The sequence below is a fragment of the Kosakonia pseudosacchari genome (genome assembly GCF_015167415.1).
Taxonomy (GTDB): domain Bacteria; phylum Pseudomonadota; class Gammaproteobacteria; order Enterobacterales; family Enterobacteriaceae; genus Kosakonia; species Kosakonia pseudosacchari.
The window spans coordinates 2,968,323-2,983,645 of sequence record NZ_CP063425.1; the positions used below are offsets into that span (position 1 = coordinate 2,968,323).

Here is a 15,323-nt window from a genome sequence, read left to right on the forward strand (position 1 = left end):
TCCGGTATGCGCCAGCGGCTTCATCACCGTCCTAATTGTTATCGACGGGGTTAACGAACTCTTTAGTAGTTTTTTTATTTTTATCCGGCTTATTTTTCAAAGAAATAAAAAAGCGCCGACAAGCGGCGCTTTCTGGTACCAGGTAATTTGCGATTAACGCAGCAGGGACAGCATGGTCTGCGGAACCTGGTTGGCCTGAGCCAGCACGGAAGAACCAGCCTGCTGCAGGATCTGCGCGCGGGACATGTTCGACACTTCAGTTGCGTAGTCAGAATCCTGAATACGGCTGCGTGCGGAAGACAGGTTGTTCACGGTGTTGTTCAGGTTGGTGATGGTGGATTCGAAACGGTTCTGGGACGCACCCAGCAGGCTGCGCTGAGTATCAACCGCTTTGATGGCCGCATCGATATCTGCCAGCGGGTTACCGTTGGTAGCGCCGCCGCTGTCCACTGTACCGCTCAGAACGTCGAAGCCTTCAGCAGCGGTAGAACGTGCAGTACCGTTGATGGTCTGGCCGGAAGTCTGGGAAGTCGCGCCGGTAGCGTTGTACAGGTTGTAAGCGTTGGAAGAGGTCAGGCTGATGGAGATCTGCTCGCCGTCTTTCGCGCCAACCTGGAAGTTGTAGCTGCTGGTGCCGGAACCGGTGTTCAGCACTTTGATGCCGTTGAAGTCGGTCTGGGTGGTAACACGGTTCACTTCTTCCATACGCTGGTTAACTTCAGCCTGGATGGAGTCGATGTCAGACGCGGAGTTGGAGCTGTTCTGCGCCTGAACGGTCAGGTCACGGATACGCTGCAGGTTGTTGTTGATTTCGCTCAGCGCGCCTTCAGCGGTCTGCGCCAGAGAGATACCGTCGTTCGCGTTACGTGCAGCAACGGTCAGGCCGTTGATGTTAGAAGTAAAACGGTTAGCAATTGCCTGGCCAGCGGCATCGTCTTTCGCGCTGTTGATACGCAGACCAGAAGACAGGCGCTCAATAGACGTACCCAGAGAAGACTGAGATTTAGTCAGGTTGTTCTGAGTCATCAGAGACAGGGTGTTAGTATTAATAACAGCCATGATGTAATTCCTTAAAAAAAGTTATCAGATTCAGGCATCTGCCTACGGTTTTCTCACCGTCTCCCTGATTATCGACCGCCTCTGAGCAACCTTTAGAAAAAAAGATCATTTTTTTAAAGCCGCAAACTGCCCGCTATTCTTTATCTTTATTTCGCCATTGTTTTAAAAAAAACCCTCTAATCTTTTCGCAGTCGCTGCCGATAATCCACACAGTGATTGTCTAAAACTGAAGGATAAAGAAATGGCAACTATTAGTTCTATCGGAGCAGGCACCAGCTTAAGTTCGTCACTCAGTACGCTGTATAGCCAGCTGCAGACGGCCGAAGAGACAAGGCTGACGCCAATTACCACTCAGCAGACATCGTATAAAGCAAAACTTACTGCGTGGGGTATCGTTCAGACGTCTCTGACCAAGCTGCAAACAGCGGCCAACGCGCTGAAAGACACCTCCAAAATTGCATCGGCCAAAGTGTCCAGCACCAACACGGCGTTTACCGCCTCCCTGGCGACCAGTGCAACGGCAGGATCATATTCTATTGAAGTGACGTCGCTGGCAGCAGCGCAGTCGCTGCTCAGCCCGAAAGCGGCAAGTAAAGATACGGATTTAGGTGATAGCAGCCTGAGCTCGCGCACCATTACGATCACCCAACCGGGTCAAAAAGATCCGCTGACCGTTACGCTGGCAAGCGATAAGACCAGCCTGGCGGATATCCGTGATGCGATCAACGCGAAAGCAGGCAGTGTGACCGCCAGTATCATTAAAGCCGATGACAGCAGCTACTACCTGGCGCTGACCTCGCGCGATAGCGGTACCACCAACCAGATGACGATCACCACTAATGATACCGAATTAGCCAAGTACGTTAGTTATGACTCCAGCAACGCCGGCAGCGCCAGCAATACCATGACGCAGCAGGTTGCCGCTGCCGACGCCAACCTGAAGATCAACGGCGTTGCCATCACGCGTAGCAGTAACACCATCACCGATGCGCCGGAAGGTGTAACGCTGACGCTGAACAAGACCAATACCGGTAGCCCGGAAACGCTGGCGGTAACCAAAGATAACGCGCCAATGACCGCGGCGGTGCAGGCGTTTGTAGATGCCTATAACTCACTGCAGACGACCATTGCCAACCAGACAAAATACACGAAAGTGGATCAGGGCAGTTCGTCTCAGGACAACTCTAACGGCGATCTGCTGGGTGACGGTACGCTGCGTAACATTCAAACGCGTCTGCGCTCCCTGCTCTCCTCGTCGCAGAGCAACACCGGCAGCTATAACATCCTGTCGCAGCTGGGTATTACCCAGGATGTCTCCGGCAAACTGACCGTCGACAGCACCAAGCTCGACAAAGCGCTGACGGAAAAATCGACTGACGTCATCTCTTTCCTGACCGGTGATGGCAAAACCACAGGTTTTGCGACGCAGGCCAGCAATCTGCTGGATGATTTCCTCGGTACCGACGGCACCGTGCAGAATGCAACCGATGGGATTAACAAGACGCTGAAAAAGCTGTCTGAGCAGTATGACCGGGTTAACGACCAGATCACCGCAACCATGGCTCGTTATAAAGCGCAATTTACAAGTTTAAGTACGCTGGTATCGTCACTGGAGTCAACCGGTAACTATTTAACCCAGCAATTTAACAAGACCAATTAATAAAGTATTCGTTGAGGTTTGAAATGTATACGAAATCGGGAACTCAGGCTTATGCTCAGGTCGGCGTGGAAAGCGCCGTCCTGAGCGCCAGCCCGCATCAACTTGTGGTACTGCTTTTTGATGGCGCATTAAGCGCCATGAAAAGGGCTGCGATCCTGATTGAGCAGGGAGATATTCCTGGTAAAGGACAGGCGCTTTCAAAGGCTATTAATATCATTACCAATGGTTTGCGTGCCGGTCTCGACCACGAAGTCGGTGGCGAGATCGCCGCAAACCTGGACAGTCTTTATGACTATATGACACGACGTCTTTTACAGGCTAATCTCCACAATGACCTCTCCGCCATTGATGAAGTTTCAACGTTGCTCAACAACATTGCTGATGCCTGGAAAGAGATTGGCCCCAATAATCAAAACGCGCGGGACACTTACTAATGGAAGCAAATTTCGGGTTGCTCCACCACTATCAGCAGCTGTTGGTCACCAGCCGCACCATGCTTAACCTCGCGAAGGAAGGGCGTTGGGACGAACTCATTGAGCACGAGTTGAATTACATTACCGCTGTGGAGAAACTGACACAGTTCCAGGACATTAGTGAAGTCGCGCCTCAAATGCAGGCGCAAATTCGCCCGCTGCTACAGCAAATTCTGGACAATGAAGTTTCCCTCAAAGAACTGTTAAGCCAGCGAATGGACGAGCTGCGGACATTGGTTGGACAGACATCCCGACAACATAACCTGCATTCGACATATGGACGTCTCTCTGGAAACATTTTATTCCCCAACGAGATCTAATCTCATGCCCGGCGGGTGATACAGGAACAGTCCATCACCCGCTACGGTTTTCGCCTTCACCACGCATTCCGTTTTTCTCTCCCAATACAGACTCCACCGCCAATATGTGCGTAGCGGCTCGTTGTTTCTCAAATCTCAGCCATACTTCCAACGTCTCATTCTGGAGCATGGAAGATGAAAAACCCCACCCTGTTGCAAACGTTTCACTGGTACTCCCCTGATGGCGGCGCACTCTGGCCGGAACTTCGCGCGCGCGCAGGTGCGCTCAATGACATGGGGATCAATATGGTCTGGCTTCCCCCGGCGTACAAAGGTGCCGCAGGCGGCCAATCGGTGGGTTATGACAGCTACGATTTATTCGATTTAGGTGAGTTTGATCAGAAAGGCAGCGTCGCCACTAAATATGGCGATAAAGCGCAACTGCTCGCCGCCATTGACGCCCTGCAGGCGAACGATATCGCCGTGCTGCTGGATGTGGTGGTAAACCACAAAATGGGCGCCGATGAAAAAGAAGCGGTACGAGTAAACCGGGTCAATCAACAGGATCGTACGCAAATTGACGACGAGATTGTTGAATGCGAAGCCTGGACGCGCTTCACCTTCCCTGCCCGCGCCGGGAAATATTCGCGATTTATCTGGGATTACAAATGTTTTAGCGGCGTCGATCATATCGAAAATCCGGGCGAATACGGCGTCTTTAAAATCGTTAATGACTATAGCGGCGACGGCTGGAACGACCAGGTTGACGATGAGCTGGGCAACTTCGACTACCTGATGGGCGCCAATATCGATTTTCGTAACCATGCGGTGACGGAAGAGATTAAATACTGGGCGCGCTGGGTAATGGAACAGACCCACTGCGACGGTTTTCGTCTGGACGCAGTGAAACACATTCCGGCCTGGTTCTATAAAGAGTGGATCGAGCATGTGCAGGAAGTCGCGCCCGGACCGCTGTTTATCGTTGCTGAATACTGGTCCCATGAAGTGGAAAAGCTGCAGCAGTATATCGGCCAGGTTGAGGGCAAGACGATGCTCTTTGACGCGCCGCTGCACATGAAATTTCATGAAGCCTCGCAACAGGGACGCGATTACGATATGCGCCAGATCTTCGACGGAACCCTGGTGGAAGCCGATCCGTTTCACGCCGTCACGCTGGTTGCCAACCACGACACGCAACCCCTGCAAGCTCTGGAAGCCCCGGTCGAAGCCTGGTTTAAACCGCTGGCCTATGCGCTGATCCTGCTGCGCGAAAATGGCGTGCCGTCGGTGTTTTACCCGGATCTGTTTGGCGCAAGCTACGACGACACCGGCGGCGATGGCGAAACCTACCATGTCGATATGCCTGTCATTGCACATCTCGATCGGTTAATTCTCGCCCGTCAGCGTTTCGCCCACGGCGTGCAAACGCTGTGGTTTGATCACCCTAACTGTATTGCCTTTAGCCGCAGCGGCACCGAATGTGAGCCGGGCTGCGTGGTGGTGATGTCCAATGGCGATGAGGGAGAAAAGCAGCTAATGCTGGGGGAGAATTACGCCAGTAAAGTGTGGCGGGATTTTCTCGGTAACCGCGAGGAAACCATCACCACCGACGAACACGGTGAGGGAACATTCACCTGCCATGGCGGTAGCGTCAGCGTGTGGGTCATTGAGGATGCGGGATAAAAATGCGCCGGGTAACATGCCGACCCGGCGTACTATTTAGTGCGGGATCTTCAGCCCGGCTTTTGTTAACGCGTCCTGGCATTCAACCGTGGGTTTTTCCACCCGTTGCAATGTCAGACCGTCAAACTCCAGCGTATTGCCTTCGCGCTCAAGGCGGTAAATGTCGCGTTTTTGCGTCACGTTATACAGCTTGTCGCCATTACGCATCAGCTTGCCCGGAACGGCGATCACGCGCTGCCACTGGCGGCAATCAAGCGTATCTCCCTCTTTTGTCACGATAAGGCTGGCGATGGCTTCCGGGCTCACCAGGCTGCTTTGCGGCCCGGAAGACTGCCAGTAACCCGCCAGCCCTGCCGGTGCGGGCTGTTTCACCACCGCATCGTAATTATCCACCTGAACGCAACCGCTCAGCAGCATCGCCGCGCCAATAATCACTCGCTTTTTCATTAGTTATCCTGCTCGCGAAGAAAAAAATATTGTGGCATTAAAGCATTATCATCGCCACCCTTTCCCCCACCGCCTGCAAGTTTGATCTGTACCAGGTTTTTCGCCTTTTTTACGTTAGCTTGTCATCTCACCCGTGTATTATCCGGGTTCTTTTGCATTACCCGTTCCTTCTGAGTTCAGAGGCTCATTTCTATGTCATGGCAACAGTTCAAAGACCGCTTTTTGATAAAGTTCTGGTCACCTGTCCCGGCGGTTATCGCTGCGGGCATCCTCTCCACCTACTATTTTGGTATCACCGGCACGTTCTGGGCGGTCACTGGCGAATTTACCCGCTGGGGAGGCCAGTTATTGCAACTGGCCGGCGTGCATACCGAAGAGTGGGGCTACTTCAAATTGATCCACCTGGACGGCACGCCGCTCACCCGTATTGATGGCATGATGATCATCGGCATGTTCGGCGGCTGTTTCGCCGCCGCGCTATGGGCGAACAACGTCAAGCTACGTTTACCACACAGCCGTATCCGCATCATGCAGGCGATTGTCGGCGGGATGATTGCCGGTTTTGGCGCGCGTCTGGCGATGGGCTGTAACCTCGCCGCCTTCTTTACCGGTATTCCGCAGTTCTCGCTACACGCGTGGTTTTTTGCTATTGCCACCGCCATTGGCTCGTGGTTTGGCGCACGCTTTACGTTGCTGCCGCTGTTTCGTATCCCGGTCAAAATGCAAAAAGTCTCCGCCGCCTCGCCGCTGACGCAAAAACCTGCGCAGGCAAAACGTCGTTTTCGCATCGGCATGCTGGTGTTCGCCGGCATGGTGGCCTGGGCGCTGCTGACGGCGATGAACCAGCCAAAATTAGGCCTGGCGATGCTGTTTGGTGTCGGTTTCGGTCTGCTTATTGAACGTGCGCAAATCTGTTTTACCTCGGCCTTCCGCGATATGTGGATCACCGGACGCACGATGATGGCGAAAGCGATTATTTTCGGTATGGCCGCCAGCGCTATTGGCATCTTCAGCTATGTCCAGTTGGGCATGGAAGCCAAAATTATGTGGGCGGGTCCGAATGCGGTAATCGGCGGGTTGCTGTTCGGCTTTGGTATTGTCCTGGCCGGCGGTTGTGAAACGGGCTGGATGTACCGCGCGGTAGAAGGCCAGGTACACTACTGGTGGGTTGGGCTTGGTAACGTGATTGGTTCAACGATCCTTGCCTACTACTGGGATGATTTATCCCCTGCGCTGGCTACCAGCTGGGACAAAATCAACCTGTTGAATACCTTCGGTCCGCTGGGTGGCCTGCTGGTCACTTATCTTTTGTTGCTGGCCGCTTTCTTGTTTGTCGTCGGCTGGGAAAAACGCTTCTTCCGCCGCGCCAGCACAATCACTTCCGTTAAGGAGACAGCATGAACATTGTGCCTGATTACCGTCTTGATATGAGCGGTGAGCCCTGCCCGTACCCGGCCGTTGCGACACTGGAAGCGCTGCCGCAGTTAAAAAAAGGCGAGATTCTGGAAGTGGTAAGCGACTGCCCGCAATCCATTAACAATATCCCTCTGGATGCGCGTAATCACGGCTATACCGTACTGGATATTCAGCAGGATGGGCCGACGATCCGGTATTTGATACAAAAATAAGGTTTTACCTGTACTCCTCCCCCAGGCTAACGATAAAATTAGGCGCTGTAATTACAACGGAATGCATAAGCCTGGGGGCGTTTATAAAATGAAATTAGCATTAATTGGTAATTGCCAACTTGAAGTTCTGGGAAATTTGATAATGAACGTCAGCGGGCTGCATGAAGGTAAGTTCGACGGCATTTTCAATATGCCTATTTATAAACTTAACGAAAATAATGACTTCATTAACTTCTATCACGAATTAGAACAGTGTGATTTCATTTTTATGCAGCATCATGCGGAAAAATGGGGACCGTTTTCAACAGCGGCCTTAAGTCAATTCTTCGATATCACCATGCTGCCGACCATGGAATCCCGCATTTCAACCCCGCAGCTCGGGTACTATAAAGATAAAATCCCTGATTTTATGGTCTACGTCGATTACCGCATGCTGCATCTTTATCTCACTAATGTGGGTATTCAAAACGTGGTGGAAGCGTACCATTCTGTGCGTTTTTCCAGTGAAAAACAGACCACTATGCTTAAAGAAGATGCGCTGAAATACCGCACCTTATTTCAACAAGGTAAGCTTTACTTCGATTATTCTGAAGAGTATTTCCGTACGCTTTCCGCGAATCCGGATTGCTACTCAACGGTAAGCCACCCGGATAACTATAATCTGAGTTTGTTATTACAGGTGATTTATCACAAATCACTGGGTATTAACGAGAGTTTTGATCTGCAGGGTAATGACCTGCTTAAAAATTATGTTGCACCGAAAATTGGCTCAGGTGACAACGCGTATCATATGATGCGCCCGACAGGCCTGACTCTGGCCGGTAAAATTAATTATGCCTTCTTTGACAGTCAAAACCGGCATGCCCTTAAACAAGCGCTGGTCAACTCCTCTTACTATATTAGCCTTGAAGACCGCTACCAGAATTTGTAATTCATCCGCTGTTTTCCTGCGTTAAAAAAGCCCTTTGAAGGGCTTTTTTATTATGCCTAAAAATAACGTCACCCGTCTGTTGATAACAGAACCCTTGATAACAATGAGCGCGACATAAAACAAATCAACCTGCGATAACGGAGTATTAGCTGGTAATAAGGTGAATCTCACCGCCTTCATCCATCAACATACAGCGATTGCGCCCGGTCTGTTTTCCCCGGTACATCGCCGCATCGGCTCTTTTCACGACGACGCCAATAGACTCGCCCGCCCACGCCTGCGTCACACCGATGGTCACCGTAATGTTAAGCGCTTTATCGTCACAGTGAATGGTTGTCGCTGCAACCGATTTACACAGGCGCAGCGCGGCCTGGCACGCCTCTCTATCCGAAGGCGCGTATAAAATAATAATGAACTCTTCACCGCCGTAGCGGTAGGCGGTGTCCCCCTCACGGATCCGATCGCGCAGTTGCTGCGCCAGTTCACGTAAAACAGCATCGCCGACAAGATGCCCGTAGGTATCATTCACATTTTTAAAACGATCGATATCAAGCAGCAGCATATACATATTCTGATCGGATACGTCTTTCAATTGCTGTTCAAATCTTTCATCCAGCATTCTGCGGCCTGGCAAGCCTGTTAATATATCAACGCTACTGCGCATCTTTAATAAATATATTTTATAAGCAGTTACCGCTGCAGAAAATAACGTAAGACGATGCTTAAATTCTGAAAACTTATCCGTATTTGTTTTTTTATCCCTAATCACCCACATCAATTCACGACCGCAGTGATGCATTTTTGTATGTGTTGCCTCAATTGCCTGCAGGCAGTTGGACTCCTCCTGATCCATGGATTGATGCCCGTCCAGCCAGCGACCGAAATGGCACAGGTGGTGCGAGTTCACATTAATACTTTCCGACTGCTCAATATTATTATTGACCACACAGGCAAACATATTGATTAACCAATCATAATGCGCGTCAACTGCCTTATTAAGATCAAAAAGAATATTATCAATTTGTTCCGTACTCCGATACATGATATTCCTCACCGCTGCGTTACAGGCGCTACAGTGTAAAAAAAAAGTGTATATTTATGTCAATATAATAAAGAGCACGCAATAATCAGATATTTCGTCACAAGGAATATTTACGAAGCGGGGCCCGCGCGCGCACTAATTTTAAGCGCGGAAAATGCCCCAGCATAAAACTCATCGCATTCAGTCTGTTACCCATGCACTGTTTTGCAGCACCACGCGGTAGCCGTCATGATCCTGCCAGCTCTTGCCTGAAATATCCCAGTAAGGGTTAAACGAAACGACTTCTGTAAAACCGGCTTTGCGCATGGCTTCACAGCGCACAGCCCATTCATCAGCATCCGGGTAATAGAGCACCAGCAAATCCTCAGCCGTCGCGGCAGGTGTAACCGGATGGTGGTGACAAAGGGTAAATTCAAGATGCCAGGGCACAGCGCGATGCCCCAGCATCACGCCGCTGAATCCCTCGTGATCGGTGAAATCGGCAATTTTGCGCAGTTCAAGCGCATCGCAATACATGCGGCAGCTCAGTTCAAGGTCGGTTACGGGCCGGGCGATTCTCATATGAGCAAACATTCGCAATCTGTCCTTCGGGTATCGTCAGTGGAAAACGGTAAAAATGACTTTACCCGCAACGGCAATGGTCGATGTGATCGTCTGTGCCCATGCAAGGTGGTAACGAAGTGGAAAAGGAGTGGTTGAAAAAGCGCGCGACACACAAAAGAAGGGGAAAATAACCGCCAGCGAGGTGGTTATCTTCCCGTTATTCGTGGTTATGCGTGAGTCAGGCTCACTACACCTGCATATTCATAATGTCCTGGTATGCAGAAACCAGTTTGTTACGTACCTGAATACCCATTTGCAACGAGATCGATGATTTCTGCAAATCGGTCATCACGTCGTTCAGCGCTACGCCCGGCTCACCGAGTGTAAATTTTTCCGCCTGGGTACGCGCTGCGTTTTGCGTGTCGCTAATGCGATCCAGCGCAGCATGCAGTTGCCCGGCGAAGCTGATAGACGGTTCACTCTCCACGCTCTGATTACGCGCAATCCCGGCAGTTGCCTGCAGCTGACTGACGACGCTTTCAATGCCCTGTATAGCCATGGTAAATCCCCGGATGGTTTGATACCTGACAAGGTTAACAGCTTGTCAATGGGATAATGGCGGTAAATAGCGATAAAAAACCAGGTTATTTGAGGCATAGAAAATTCGGATTCATCAAATAATGACACTGCCAGTTAATGGACATTTGTCGAGTTTGCCGACCCGGGAGTCTGTTTTGTTTCTCAACTCAAATAACAACATCCACCCAGAGTTACGAGGTGCGCAATGAGTGCGACTGCAACAACTGCACCGCAGAATAAATCTCTTGAGTGGCTTAACCGCTTACGCGCGAACCCCAAAATTCCTTTAATGGTGGCCGCTGCAGCAGCGGTTGCCATTGTTGTTGCTATGGTACTGTGGGCGAAAAGCCCGGACTACCGCACGCTTTATAGCAACCTGTCCGATCAGGACGGCGGCGCTATCGTCACCCAATTGACGCAGATGAACGTCCCCTACCGCTTTGCTGACGGTAGCGGTGCTATTGAAGTTCCCGCCGATAAAGTCCAGGAACTGCGCCTGAAACTGGCTCAACAGGGTCTGCCGAAAGGCGGCGCTGTCGGTTTTGAACTGCTGGATCAGGAAAAATTTGGTATCAGCCAGTTCAGCGAACAAGTGAACTACCAGCGTGCGCTGGAAGGCGAACTGGCGCGCACCATCGAAGCACTCGGTCCGGTAAAAGGCGCGCGCGTTCACCTCGCGATGCCAAAACCGTCGCTGTTCGTGCGCGAGCAGAAAGCTCCTTCCGCGTCCGTCACGGTGAATTTACAGCCGGGACGCGCGCTGGATGACGGCCAGATCAGCGCCGTCGTACACCTCGTTTCCAGCGCGGTGGCAGGTTTGCCGCCGGGCAACGTTACCGTTGTTGATCAGAGCGGTCGTCTGCTGACCCAATCCGGCGTTGCCGGTCGTGACCTGAATGATGCACAACTGAAATACACCGCCGACGTTGAAGGCCGTATCCAGCGTCGTATCGAAGCGATCCTTGGGCCTATCGTGGGTAACGGCAACGTTCACGCGCAGGTAACGGCGAAACTCGACTTTTCGAATAAAGAGCAGACGGAAGAGCAATACACGCCAAACGGCGGCGATCCGTCACAGGCTGTGCTGCGTTCACGTCAGGTAAACAGCAGCGAGCAGATTGGCGGCCAGTATCCTGGCGGCGTTCCGGGTGCGTTGTCGAACCAGCCTGCCCCGGCGAATAGCGCGCCGATCACCACGCCGCCTGCCAATCAGCAGAACGGCCAGCAGAATCAAAATGCGCAGGGTCAGCAAGGCACGAGCACGGCAAGCACCACCACCGGGCCGCGTAACACCACGCATAACGAAACCAATAACTACGAAGTCGACCGTACGATCCGCCACACCAAAATGAATGTTGGCGATATCGAGCGCCTCTCTGTGGCGGTGGTGGTCAACTATCGTTCGCTGCCGGGTGGCAAAACCGCCGCGCTGACAGCCGACCAGATTAAACAGATTGAAGATTTGACTCGCGAAGCGATGGGTTACACCGAGAAACGCGGTGACACCCTGAACGTCGTCAACTCGCCGTTCAACGCAACGGACGATCTCGGTGGTCAGCTCCCGTTCTGGCAGCAGCAGTCGTTTATCGAACAGCTGATGTCCGCAGGTCGCTGGTTGCTGGTTCTCATCGTGGCGTGGCTGCTGTGGCGTAAAGCGGTTCGTCCGCAGCTGGTACGCCGCCAGGAAGAGGCGAAAGCCCTGCAGGAAGCGCAACAGGCCAAAGCAGAAATCGAAGAATCGGTGGAAGTGCGCCTCAGCAAAGACGAGCAGAACCAGCAACGTCGCTCTAACCAGCGCCTGAGCGCCGAGGTAATGAGCCAGCGTATTCGCGAAATGTCAGATAACGATCCGCGCGTCGTGGCGCTGGTCATTCGCCAGTGGATGAGTAACGAACATGAGCAATAATCTTTCCGGAACGGACAAAAGCGTCATCCTGCTGATGACCATTGGCGAAGATCGCGCGGCTGAGGTGTTCAAACACCTCTCCGCCCGCGAAGTCCAGCACTTGAGTACCGCGATGGCCAGCGTACGTCAGATCTCCAACAAACAACTGATGGACGTGTTGCAGGAGTTCGAGAACGAAGCGGAACAATTCGCGGCGCTGAACATCAACGCCAACGATTACCTGCGTTCGGTGCTGGTGAAAGCCCTCGGCGAAGAGCGTGCTTCCAGCCTGCTGGAAGATATTCTCGAAACGCGCGATACCACCAGCGGCATCGAAACGCTCAACTTTATGGAGCCGCAGAGCGCCGCCGACCTTATCCGCGACGAACACCCGCAGATCATCGCCACTATCCTTGTGCACCTCAAACGTTCTCAGGCGGCGGATATCCTTGCGCTGTTTGACGAGCGTATGCGCCACGATGTGATGCTGCGTATTGCCACATTCGGCGGCGTACAGCCTGCCGCGCTGGCGGAACTGACCGAAGTGCTGAACAACCTGCTCGACGGCCAGAACCTCAAACGCAGCAAAATGGGCGGCGTGAGAACCGCGGCGGAAATCATCAACCTGATGAAAACGCAGCAGGAAGAAGCCGTTATTACCGCCGTTCGCGAGTTCGACGGCGAACTGGCGCAGAAAATTATCGACGAGATGTTCCTGTTCGAAAACCTGGTGGATGTGGACGACCGCAGCATCCAGCGCCTGCTGCAGGAAGTGGATTCCGAATCCCTGCTGGTTGCCCTCAAAGGCGCCGAGCAGCCACTGCGCGAGAAATTCCTGCGCAACATGTCGCAGCGTGCGGCAGATATCCTGCGCGACGACCTGGCCAACCGTGGGCCGGTGCGTCTGTCTCAGGTGGAAAACGAACAGAAAGCCATCCTGCTCATCGTTCGCCGTCTGGCGGAGACCGGCGAGATGGTAATTGGCAGCGGCGAGGATACCTATGTCTAATGAATTGCCGTGGAAAGTCTGGAAGCCGGACGATTTGGCACTGCCGCTGGCTGCCGAGTTCGCTCCCCTGCTGACGAAAGAGTCTTCGTCAGCCGATGAAGCGGACGGCGAAGAAGACGAGATATCCCAGGAGCAGAAGCTGCAACAGCAGCTGGCGCAGATCCAGATGCAGGCGCACGACGCCGGGTATAACGCCGGTCTGGCGGAAGGCCGCAAAGCCGGTCACGACGTCGGCTATCAGGAAGGGCTGGCGCAGGGGCGCGAAGATGGTCTCAATCAGGCACGCCAGCAACAGGCGCCGATCCATGCGCGTATGCAGCAGCTGGTCAGCGAATTCCAGTACACGCTGGATGCGCTGGACAGCGTTATCGCCTCGCGTCTGATGCAGATGGCGCTGGAAGCCGCGCGCCAGGTGTTAGGCCAGGTGCCGGTTGTTGATAACAGCGCGCTGATTAAGCAGATCCAGCATTTAATTCAGCAGGAGCCGCTGTTCAGCGGGAAACCGCAGTTACGCGTGCATCCGGACGACTTGCAACGCGTGGAAGAGATGCTTGGCGCAACCCTCAGCCTGCACGGCTGGCGTTTGCGTGGTGACCCGACCCTGCATCCGGGCGGGTGCAAGGTTTCCGCCGATGAAGGCGATCTTGACGCCAGCGTAGCAACACGCTGGCAGGAACTGTGCCGTCTGGCGGCGCCGGGAGTAGTTTAATGACCGCACGTTTGACCCGCTGGCTCACGACGCTGGATAACTTTGAAGTCAAAATGGCGCAGCTGCCCGCTGTACGCCGTTATGGTCGGCTGACCCGCGCGACAGGTCTGGTGCTGGAAGCAACCGGCCTGCAACTGCCGCTGGGCGCGACCTGCATTATTGAGCGTCAGGACGGTGTCGAAACGCGCGAAGTCGAATGTGAAGTGGTTGGCTTCAACGGCCAGCGCCTGTTTTTAATGCCGCTGGAAGAAGTCGAAGGTATTTTGCCTGGCGCGCGCGTCTATGCCCGCAGCGTGTTAGGTGATGGTTTGCAAAGCGGTAAACAACTGCCGCTCGGCCCTGCCCTGCTTGGCCGCGTGCTGGATGGCGGCGGCAAGCCGCTCGACGGCCTGCCGGCACCGGAAACCGGTGAGACCGGCGCGCTGGTCACCCAGCCGTTTAACCCTTTACAACGTACGCCGATTGAGCATGTGCTCGATACCGGCGTTCGCGCCATTAACGCGCTGCTGACCGTCGGACGTGGTCAGCGTATGGGCCTGTTCGCCGGTTCCGGCGTCGGTAAAAGCGTGTTGTTAGGCATGATGGCCCGTTATACCCAGGCCGACGTTATCGTCGTGGGGCTGATTGGTGAACGTGGCCGCGAAGTAAAAGATTTTATCGAGAACATCCTTGGCGCTGAAGGCCGCGCACGCTCGGTGGTGATTGCCGCCCCGGCAGACGTTTCTCCTTTATTGCGTATGCAGGGCGCTGCGTACGCGACGCGCATTGCTGAAGATTTCCGCGACCGCGGTCAGCATGTGCTTCTGATCATGGACTCCCTGACGCGTTATGCCATGGCGCAGCGTGAAATCGCGCTGGCAATTGGCGAACCGCCAGCGACGAAAGGTTATCCCCCTTCTGTCTTCGCCAAATTACCGGCGCTGGTGGAACGCGCGGGGAACGGTATTCACGGCGGCGGCTCGATCACCGCGTTTTATACCGTTCTGACCGAAGGGGATGACCAGCAAGATCCGATCGCTGACTCCGCACGAGCCATTCTTGATGGGCACATTGTCTTGTCTCGCCGCCTGGCGGAAGCTGGTCACTACCCGGCGATTGACATTGAAGCCTCTATCAGCCGTGCGATGACAGCGTTAATTACGGAACAACATTACGCCAGAGTCCGGAACTTTAAACAGTTGCTGTCGAGCTTCCAACGTAACCGCGATCTGGTGAGCGTTGGCGCATATGCGCGCGGTAGCGACCCAATGCTGGATAAAGCCATCGCATTGTGGCCACACCTGGAAGCCTTCCTGCAGCAGGGCATTTTTGAACGTGCCGGGTGGGAAGATTCAATGCAGGCATTAGAGCTGATCTTCCCGACAGTCTAAGGTAGT

At 53.4% G+C, this 15,323-nt stretch carries 16 protein-coding genes; 11 read left to right on the forward strand and 5 right to left on the reverse strand.

The genetic code is table 11. The features are described 5' to 3' along the window. Window positions 1-153: 153 nt before the first annotated feature. Window positions 154-1,059 (reverse strand): flagellin N-terminal helical domain-containing protein, encoded by a 906-nt coding sequence (locus tag IP581_RS13975; RefSeq protein ID WP_097399531.1) that lies wholly within the window; start codon window positions 1,057-1,059, stop codon window positions 154-156. A 241-nt stretch (window positions 1,060-1,300) separates the two neighbouring features. On the opposite strand from IP581_RS13975, the gene fliD reads away from it, so the two are divergent. The 4 genes from fliD (at window position 1,301) to amyA (ending at window position 5,174) form a co-directional block, all read left to right on the forward strand. Next, complete coding sequence (gene fliD / locus IP581_RS13980) at window positions 1,301-2,719, forward strand: flagellar filament capping protein FliD (RefSeq protein ID WP_193820645.1); 1,419 nt, start codon at window positions 1,301-1,303, stop codon at window positions 2,717-2,719. Between the two features lie 23 nt (window positions 2,720-2,742). Next, on the forward strand, window positions 2,743-3,153 hold the full coding sequence (gene fliS / locus IP581_RS13985; RefSeq protein WP_017458358.1) for a flagellar export chaperone FliS: 411 nt from the start codon (window positions 2,743-2,745) through the stop codon (window positions 3,151-3,153). Beyond that, complete coding sequence (fliT, locus tag IP581_RS13990) at window positions 3,153-3,512, forward strand: flagella biosynthesis regulatory protein FliT (RefSeq protein WP_086873032.1); 360 nt, start codon at window positions 3,153-3,155, stop codon at window positions 3,510-3,512. The genes fliS and fliT overlap by 1 nt, the downstream gene beginning before the upstream one ends. Window positions 3,513-3,686: 174 nt before the next feature. Continuing rightward, window positions 3,687-5,174, forward strand: a complete 1,488-nt coding sequence (gene amyA / locus IP581_RS13995) for an alpha-amylase (RefSeq protein ID WP_086873033.1) — start codon at window positions 3,687-3,689, stop codon at window positions 5,172-5,174. Between the two features lie 36 nt (window positions 5,175-5,210). On the opposite strand, the gene yedD is transcribed toward amyA, so the two are convergent. Continuing rightward, window positions 5,211-5,621 carry a lipoprotein YedD gene (yedD, locus tag IP581_RS14000; RefSeq protein ID WP_193820646.1) on the reverse strand — a complete coding sequence of 137 codons (411 nt, stop codon included), beginning with the start codon at window positions 5,619-5,621 and terminating at the stop codon, window positions 5,211-5,213. 192 nt (window positions 5,622-5,813) lie between these two features. On the opposite strand from yedD, the gene yedE reads away from it, so the two are divergent. From yedE to IP581_RS14015, 3 genes are all read left to right on the forward strand, one after another. Beyond that, window positions 5,814-7,022 carry a selenium metabolism membrane protein YedE/FdhT gene (gene yedE, locus IP581_RS14005; RefSeq protein ID WP_193820647.1) on the forward strand — a complete coding sequence of 403 codons (1,209 nt, stop codon included), beginning with the start codon at window positions 5,814-5,816 and terminating at the stop codon, window positions 7,020-7,022. Continuing rightward, complete coding sequence (gene yedF / locus IP581_RS14010) at window positions 7,019-7,249, forward strand: sulfurtransferase-like selenium metabolism protein YedF (protein ID WP_017458363.1); 231 nt, start codon at window positions 7,019-7,021, stop codon at window positions 7,247-7,249. The genes yedE and yedF overlap by 4 nt, the downstream gene beginning before the upstream one ends. 88 nt (window positions 7,250-7,337) lie before the next feature. After that, window positions 7,338-8,180 carry a WcbI family polysaccharide biosynthesis putative acetyltransferase gene (locus IP581_RS14015; RefSeq protein ID WP_193820648.1) on the forward strand — a complete coding sequence of 281 codons (843 nt, stop codon included), beginning with the start codon at window positions 7,338-7,340 and terminating at the stop codon, window positions 8,178-8,180. A gap of 145 nt (window positions 8,181-8,325) precedes the next feature. Here the strand turns inward: IP581_RS14015 and IP581_RS14020 are convergent, their stop codons facing one another. The 3 genes from IP581_RS14020 to fliE form a co-directional block, all read right to left on the reverse strand. Next, window positions 8,326-9,222, reverse strand: a complete 897-nt coding sequence (locus IP581_RS14020; RefSeq protein ID WP_193820649.1) for a diguanylate cyclase — start codon at window positions 9,220-9,222, stop codon at window positions 8,326-8,328. 180 nt (window positions 9,223-9,402) lie between these two features. Next, entirely contained in the window at window positions 9,403-9,795 is a 393-nt protein-coding gene (locus IP581_RS14025) for a VOC family protein (RefSeq protein WP_193820650.1), read from the reverse strand. A gap of 217 nt (window positions 9,796-10,012) precedes the next feature. Beyond that, window positions 10,013-10,324, reverse strand: coding sequence for a flagellar hook-basal body complex protein FliE (gene fliE / locus IP581_RS14030; RefSeq protein WP_017458367.1), 312 nt, complete (start codon window positions 10,322-10,324; stop codon window positions 10,013-10,015). Between the two features lie 225 nt (window positions 10,325-10,549). Between fliE and fliF the strand changes: the two genes are divergently transcribed. Genes fliF through fliI form a run of 4 tightly spaced genes read left to right on the forward strand, consistent with a single transcriptional unit; the run spans window position 10,550 to window position 15,317 of the window. Further along, window positions 10,550-12,250, forward strand: coding sequence for a flagellar basal-body MS-ring/collar protein FliF (gene fliF, locus IP581_RS14035; protein ID WP_086873039.1), 1,701 nt, complete (start codon window positions 10,550-10,552; stop codon window positions 12,248-12,250). Next, entirely contained in the window at window positions 12,240-13,238 is a 999-nt protein-coding gene (gene fliG, locus IP581_RS14040; RefSeq protein WP_020454194.1) for a flagellar motor switch protein FliG, read from the forward strand. Before fliF ends, fliG begins: the two co-directional genes overlap by 11 nt. Further along, window positions 13,231-13,947, forward strand: a complete 717-nt coding sequence (fliH, locus tag IP581_RS14045; protein ID WP_086873040.1) for a flagellar assembly protein FliH — start codon at window positions 13,231-13,233, stop codon at window positions 13,945-13,947. The genes fliG and fliH overlap by 8 nt, the downstream gene beginning before the upstream one ends. Then, window positions 13,947-15,317 (forward strand): flagellar protein export ATPase FliI, encoded by a 1,371-nt coding sequence (gene fliI / locus IP581_RS14050; protein WP_020454196.1) that lies wholly within the window; start codon window positions 13,947-13,949, stop codon window positions 15,315-15,317. Before fliH ends, fliI begins: the two co-directional genes overlap by 1 nt. The last annotated feature ends 6 nt before the right edge of the window (window positions 15,318-15,323 follow it).

What these genes read in the sequence shown, in the direction of transcription:
- IP581_RS13975 (WP_097399531.1), bottom strand. Translation starts at nt 1,059, where the DNA reads ATGGCTGTTATTAATACTAACACCCTGTCTCTGATGACTCAGAACAAC.
- fliD (WP_193820645.1), top strand. Translation starts at nt 1,301, where the DNA reads ATGGCAACTATTAGTTCTATCGGAGCAGGCACCAGCTTAAGTTCGTCA.
- fliS (WP_017458358.1), top strand. Translation starts at nt 2,743, where the DNA reads ATGTATACGAAATCGGGAACTCAGGCTTATGCTCAGGTCGGCGTGGAA.
- fliT (WP_086873032.1), top strand. Translation starts at nt 3,153, where the DNA reads ATGGAAGCAAATTTCGGGTTGCTCCACCACTATCAGCAGCTGTTGGTC.
- amyA (WP_086873033.1), top strand. Translation starts at nt 3,687, where the DNA reads ATGAAAAACCCCACCCTGTTGCAAACGTTTCACTGGTACTCCCCTGAT.
- yedD (WP_193820646.1), bottom strand. Translation starts at nt 5,621, where the DNA reads ATGAAAAAGCGAGTGATTATTGGCGCGGCGATGCTGCTGAGCGGTTGC.
- yedE (WP_193820647.1), top strand. Translation starts at nt 5,814, where the DNA reads ATGTCATGGCAACAGTTCAAAGACCGCTTTTTGATAAAGTTCTGGTCA.
- yedF (WP_017458363.1), top strand. Translation starts at nt 7,019, where the DNA reads ATGAACATTGTGCCTGATTACCGTCTTGATATGAGCGGTGAGCCCTGC.
- IP581_RS14015 (WP_193820648.1), top strand. Translation starts at nt 7,338, where the DNA reads ATGAAATTAGCATTAATTGGTAATTGCCAACTTGAAGTTCTGGGAAAT.
- IP581_RS14020 (WP_193820649.1), bottom strand. Translation starts at nt 9,222, where the DNA reads ATGTATCGGAGTACGGAACAAATTGATAATATTCTTTTTGATCTTAAT.
- IP581_RS14025 (WP_193820650.1), bottom strand. Translation starts at nt 9,795, where the DNA reads ATGTTTGCTCATATGAGAATCGCCCGGCCCGTAACCGACCTTGAACTG.
- fliE (WP_017458367.1), bottom strand. Translation starts at nt 10,324, where the DNA reads ATGGCTATACAGGGCATTGAAAGCGTCGTCAGTCAGCTGCAGGCAACT.
- fliF (WP_086873039.1), top strand. Translation starts at nt 10,550, where the DNA reads ATGAGTGCGACTGCAACAACTGCACCGCAGAATAAATCTCTTGAGTGG.
- fliG (WP_020454194.1), top strand. Translation starts at nt 12,240, where the DNA reads ATGAGCAATAATCTTTCCGGAACGGACAAAAGCGTCATCCTGCTGATG.
- fliH (WP_086873040.1), top strand. Translation starts at nt 13,231, where the DNA reads ATGTCTAATGAATTGCCGTGGAAAGTCTGGAAGCCGGACGATTTGGCA.
- fliI (WP_020454196.1), top strand. Translation starts at nt 13,947, where the DNA reads ATGACCGCACGTTTGACCCGCTGGCTCACGACGCTGGATAACTTTGAA.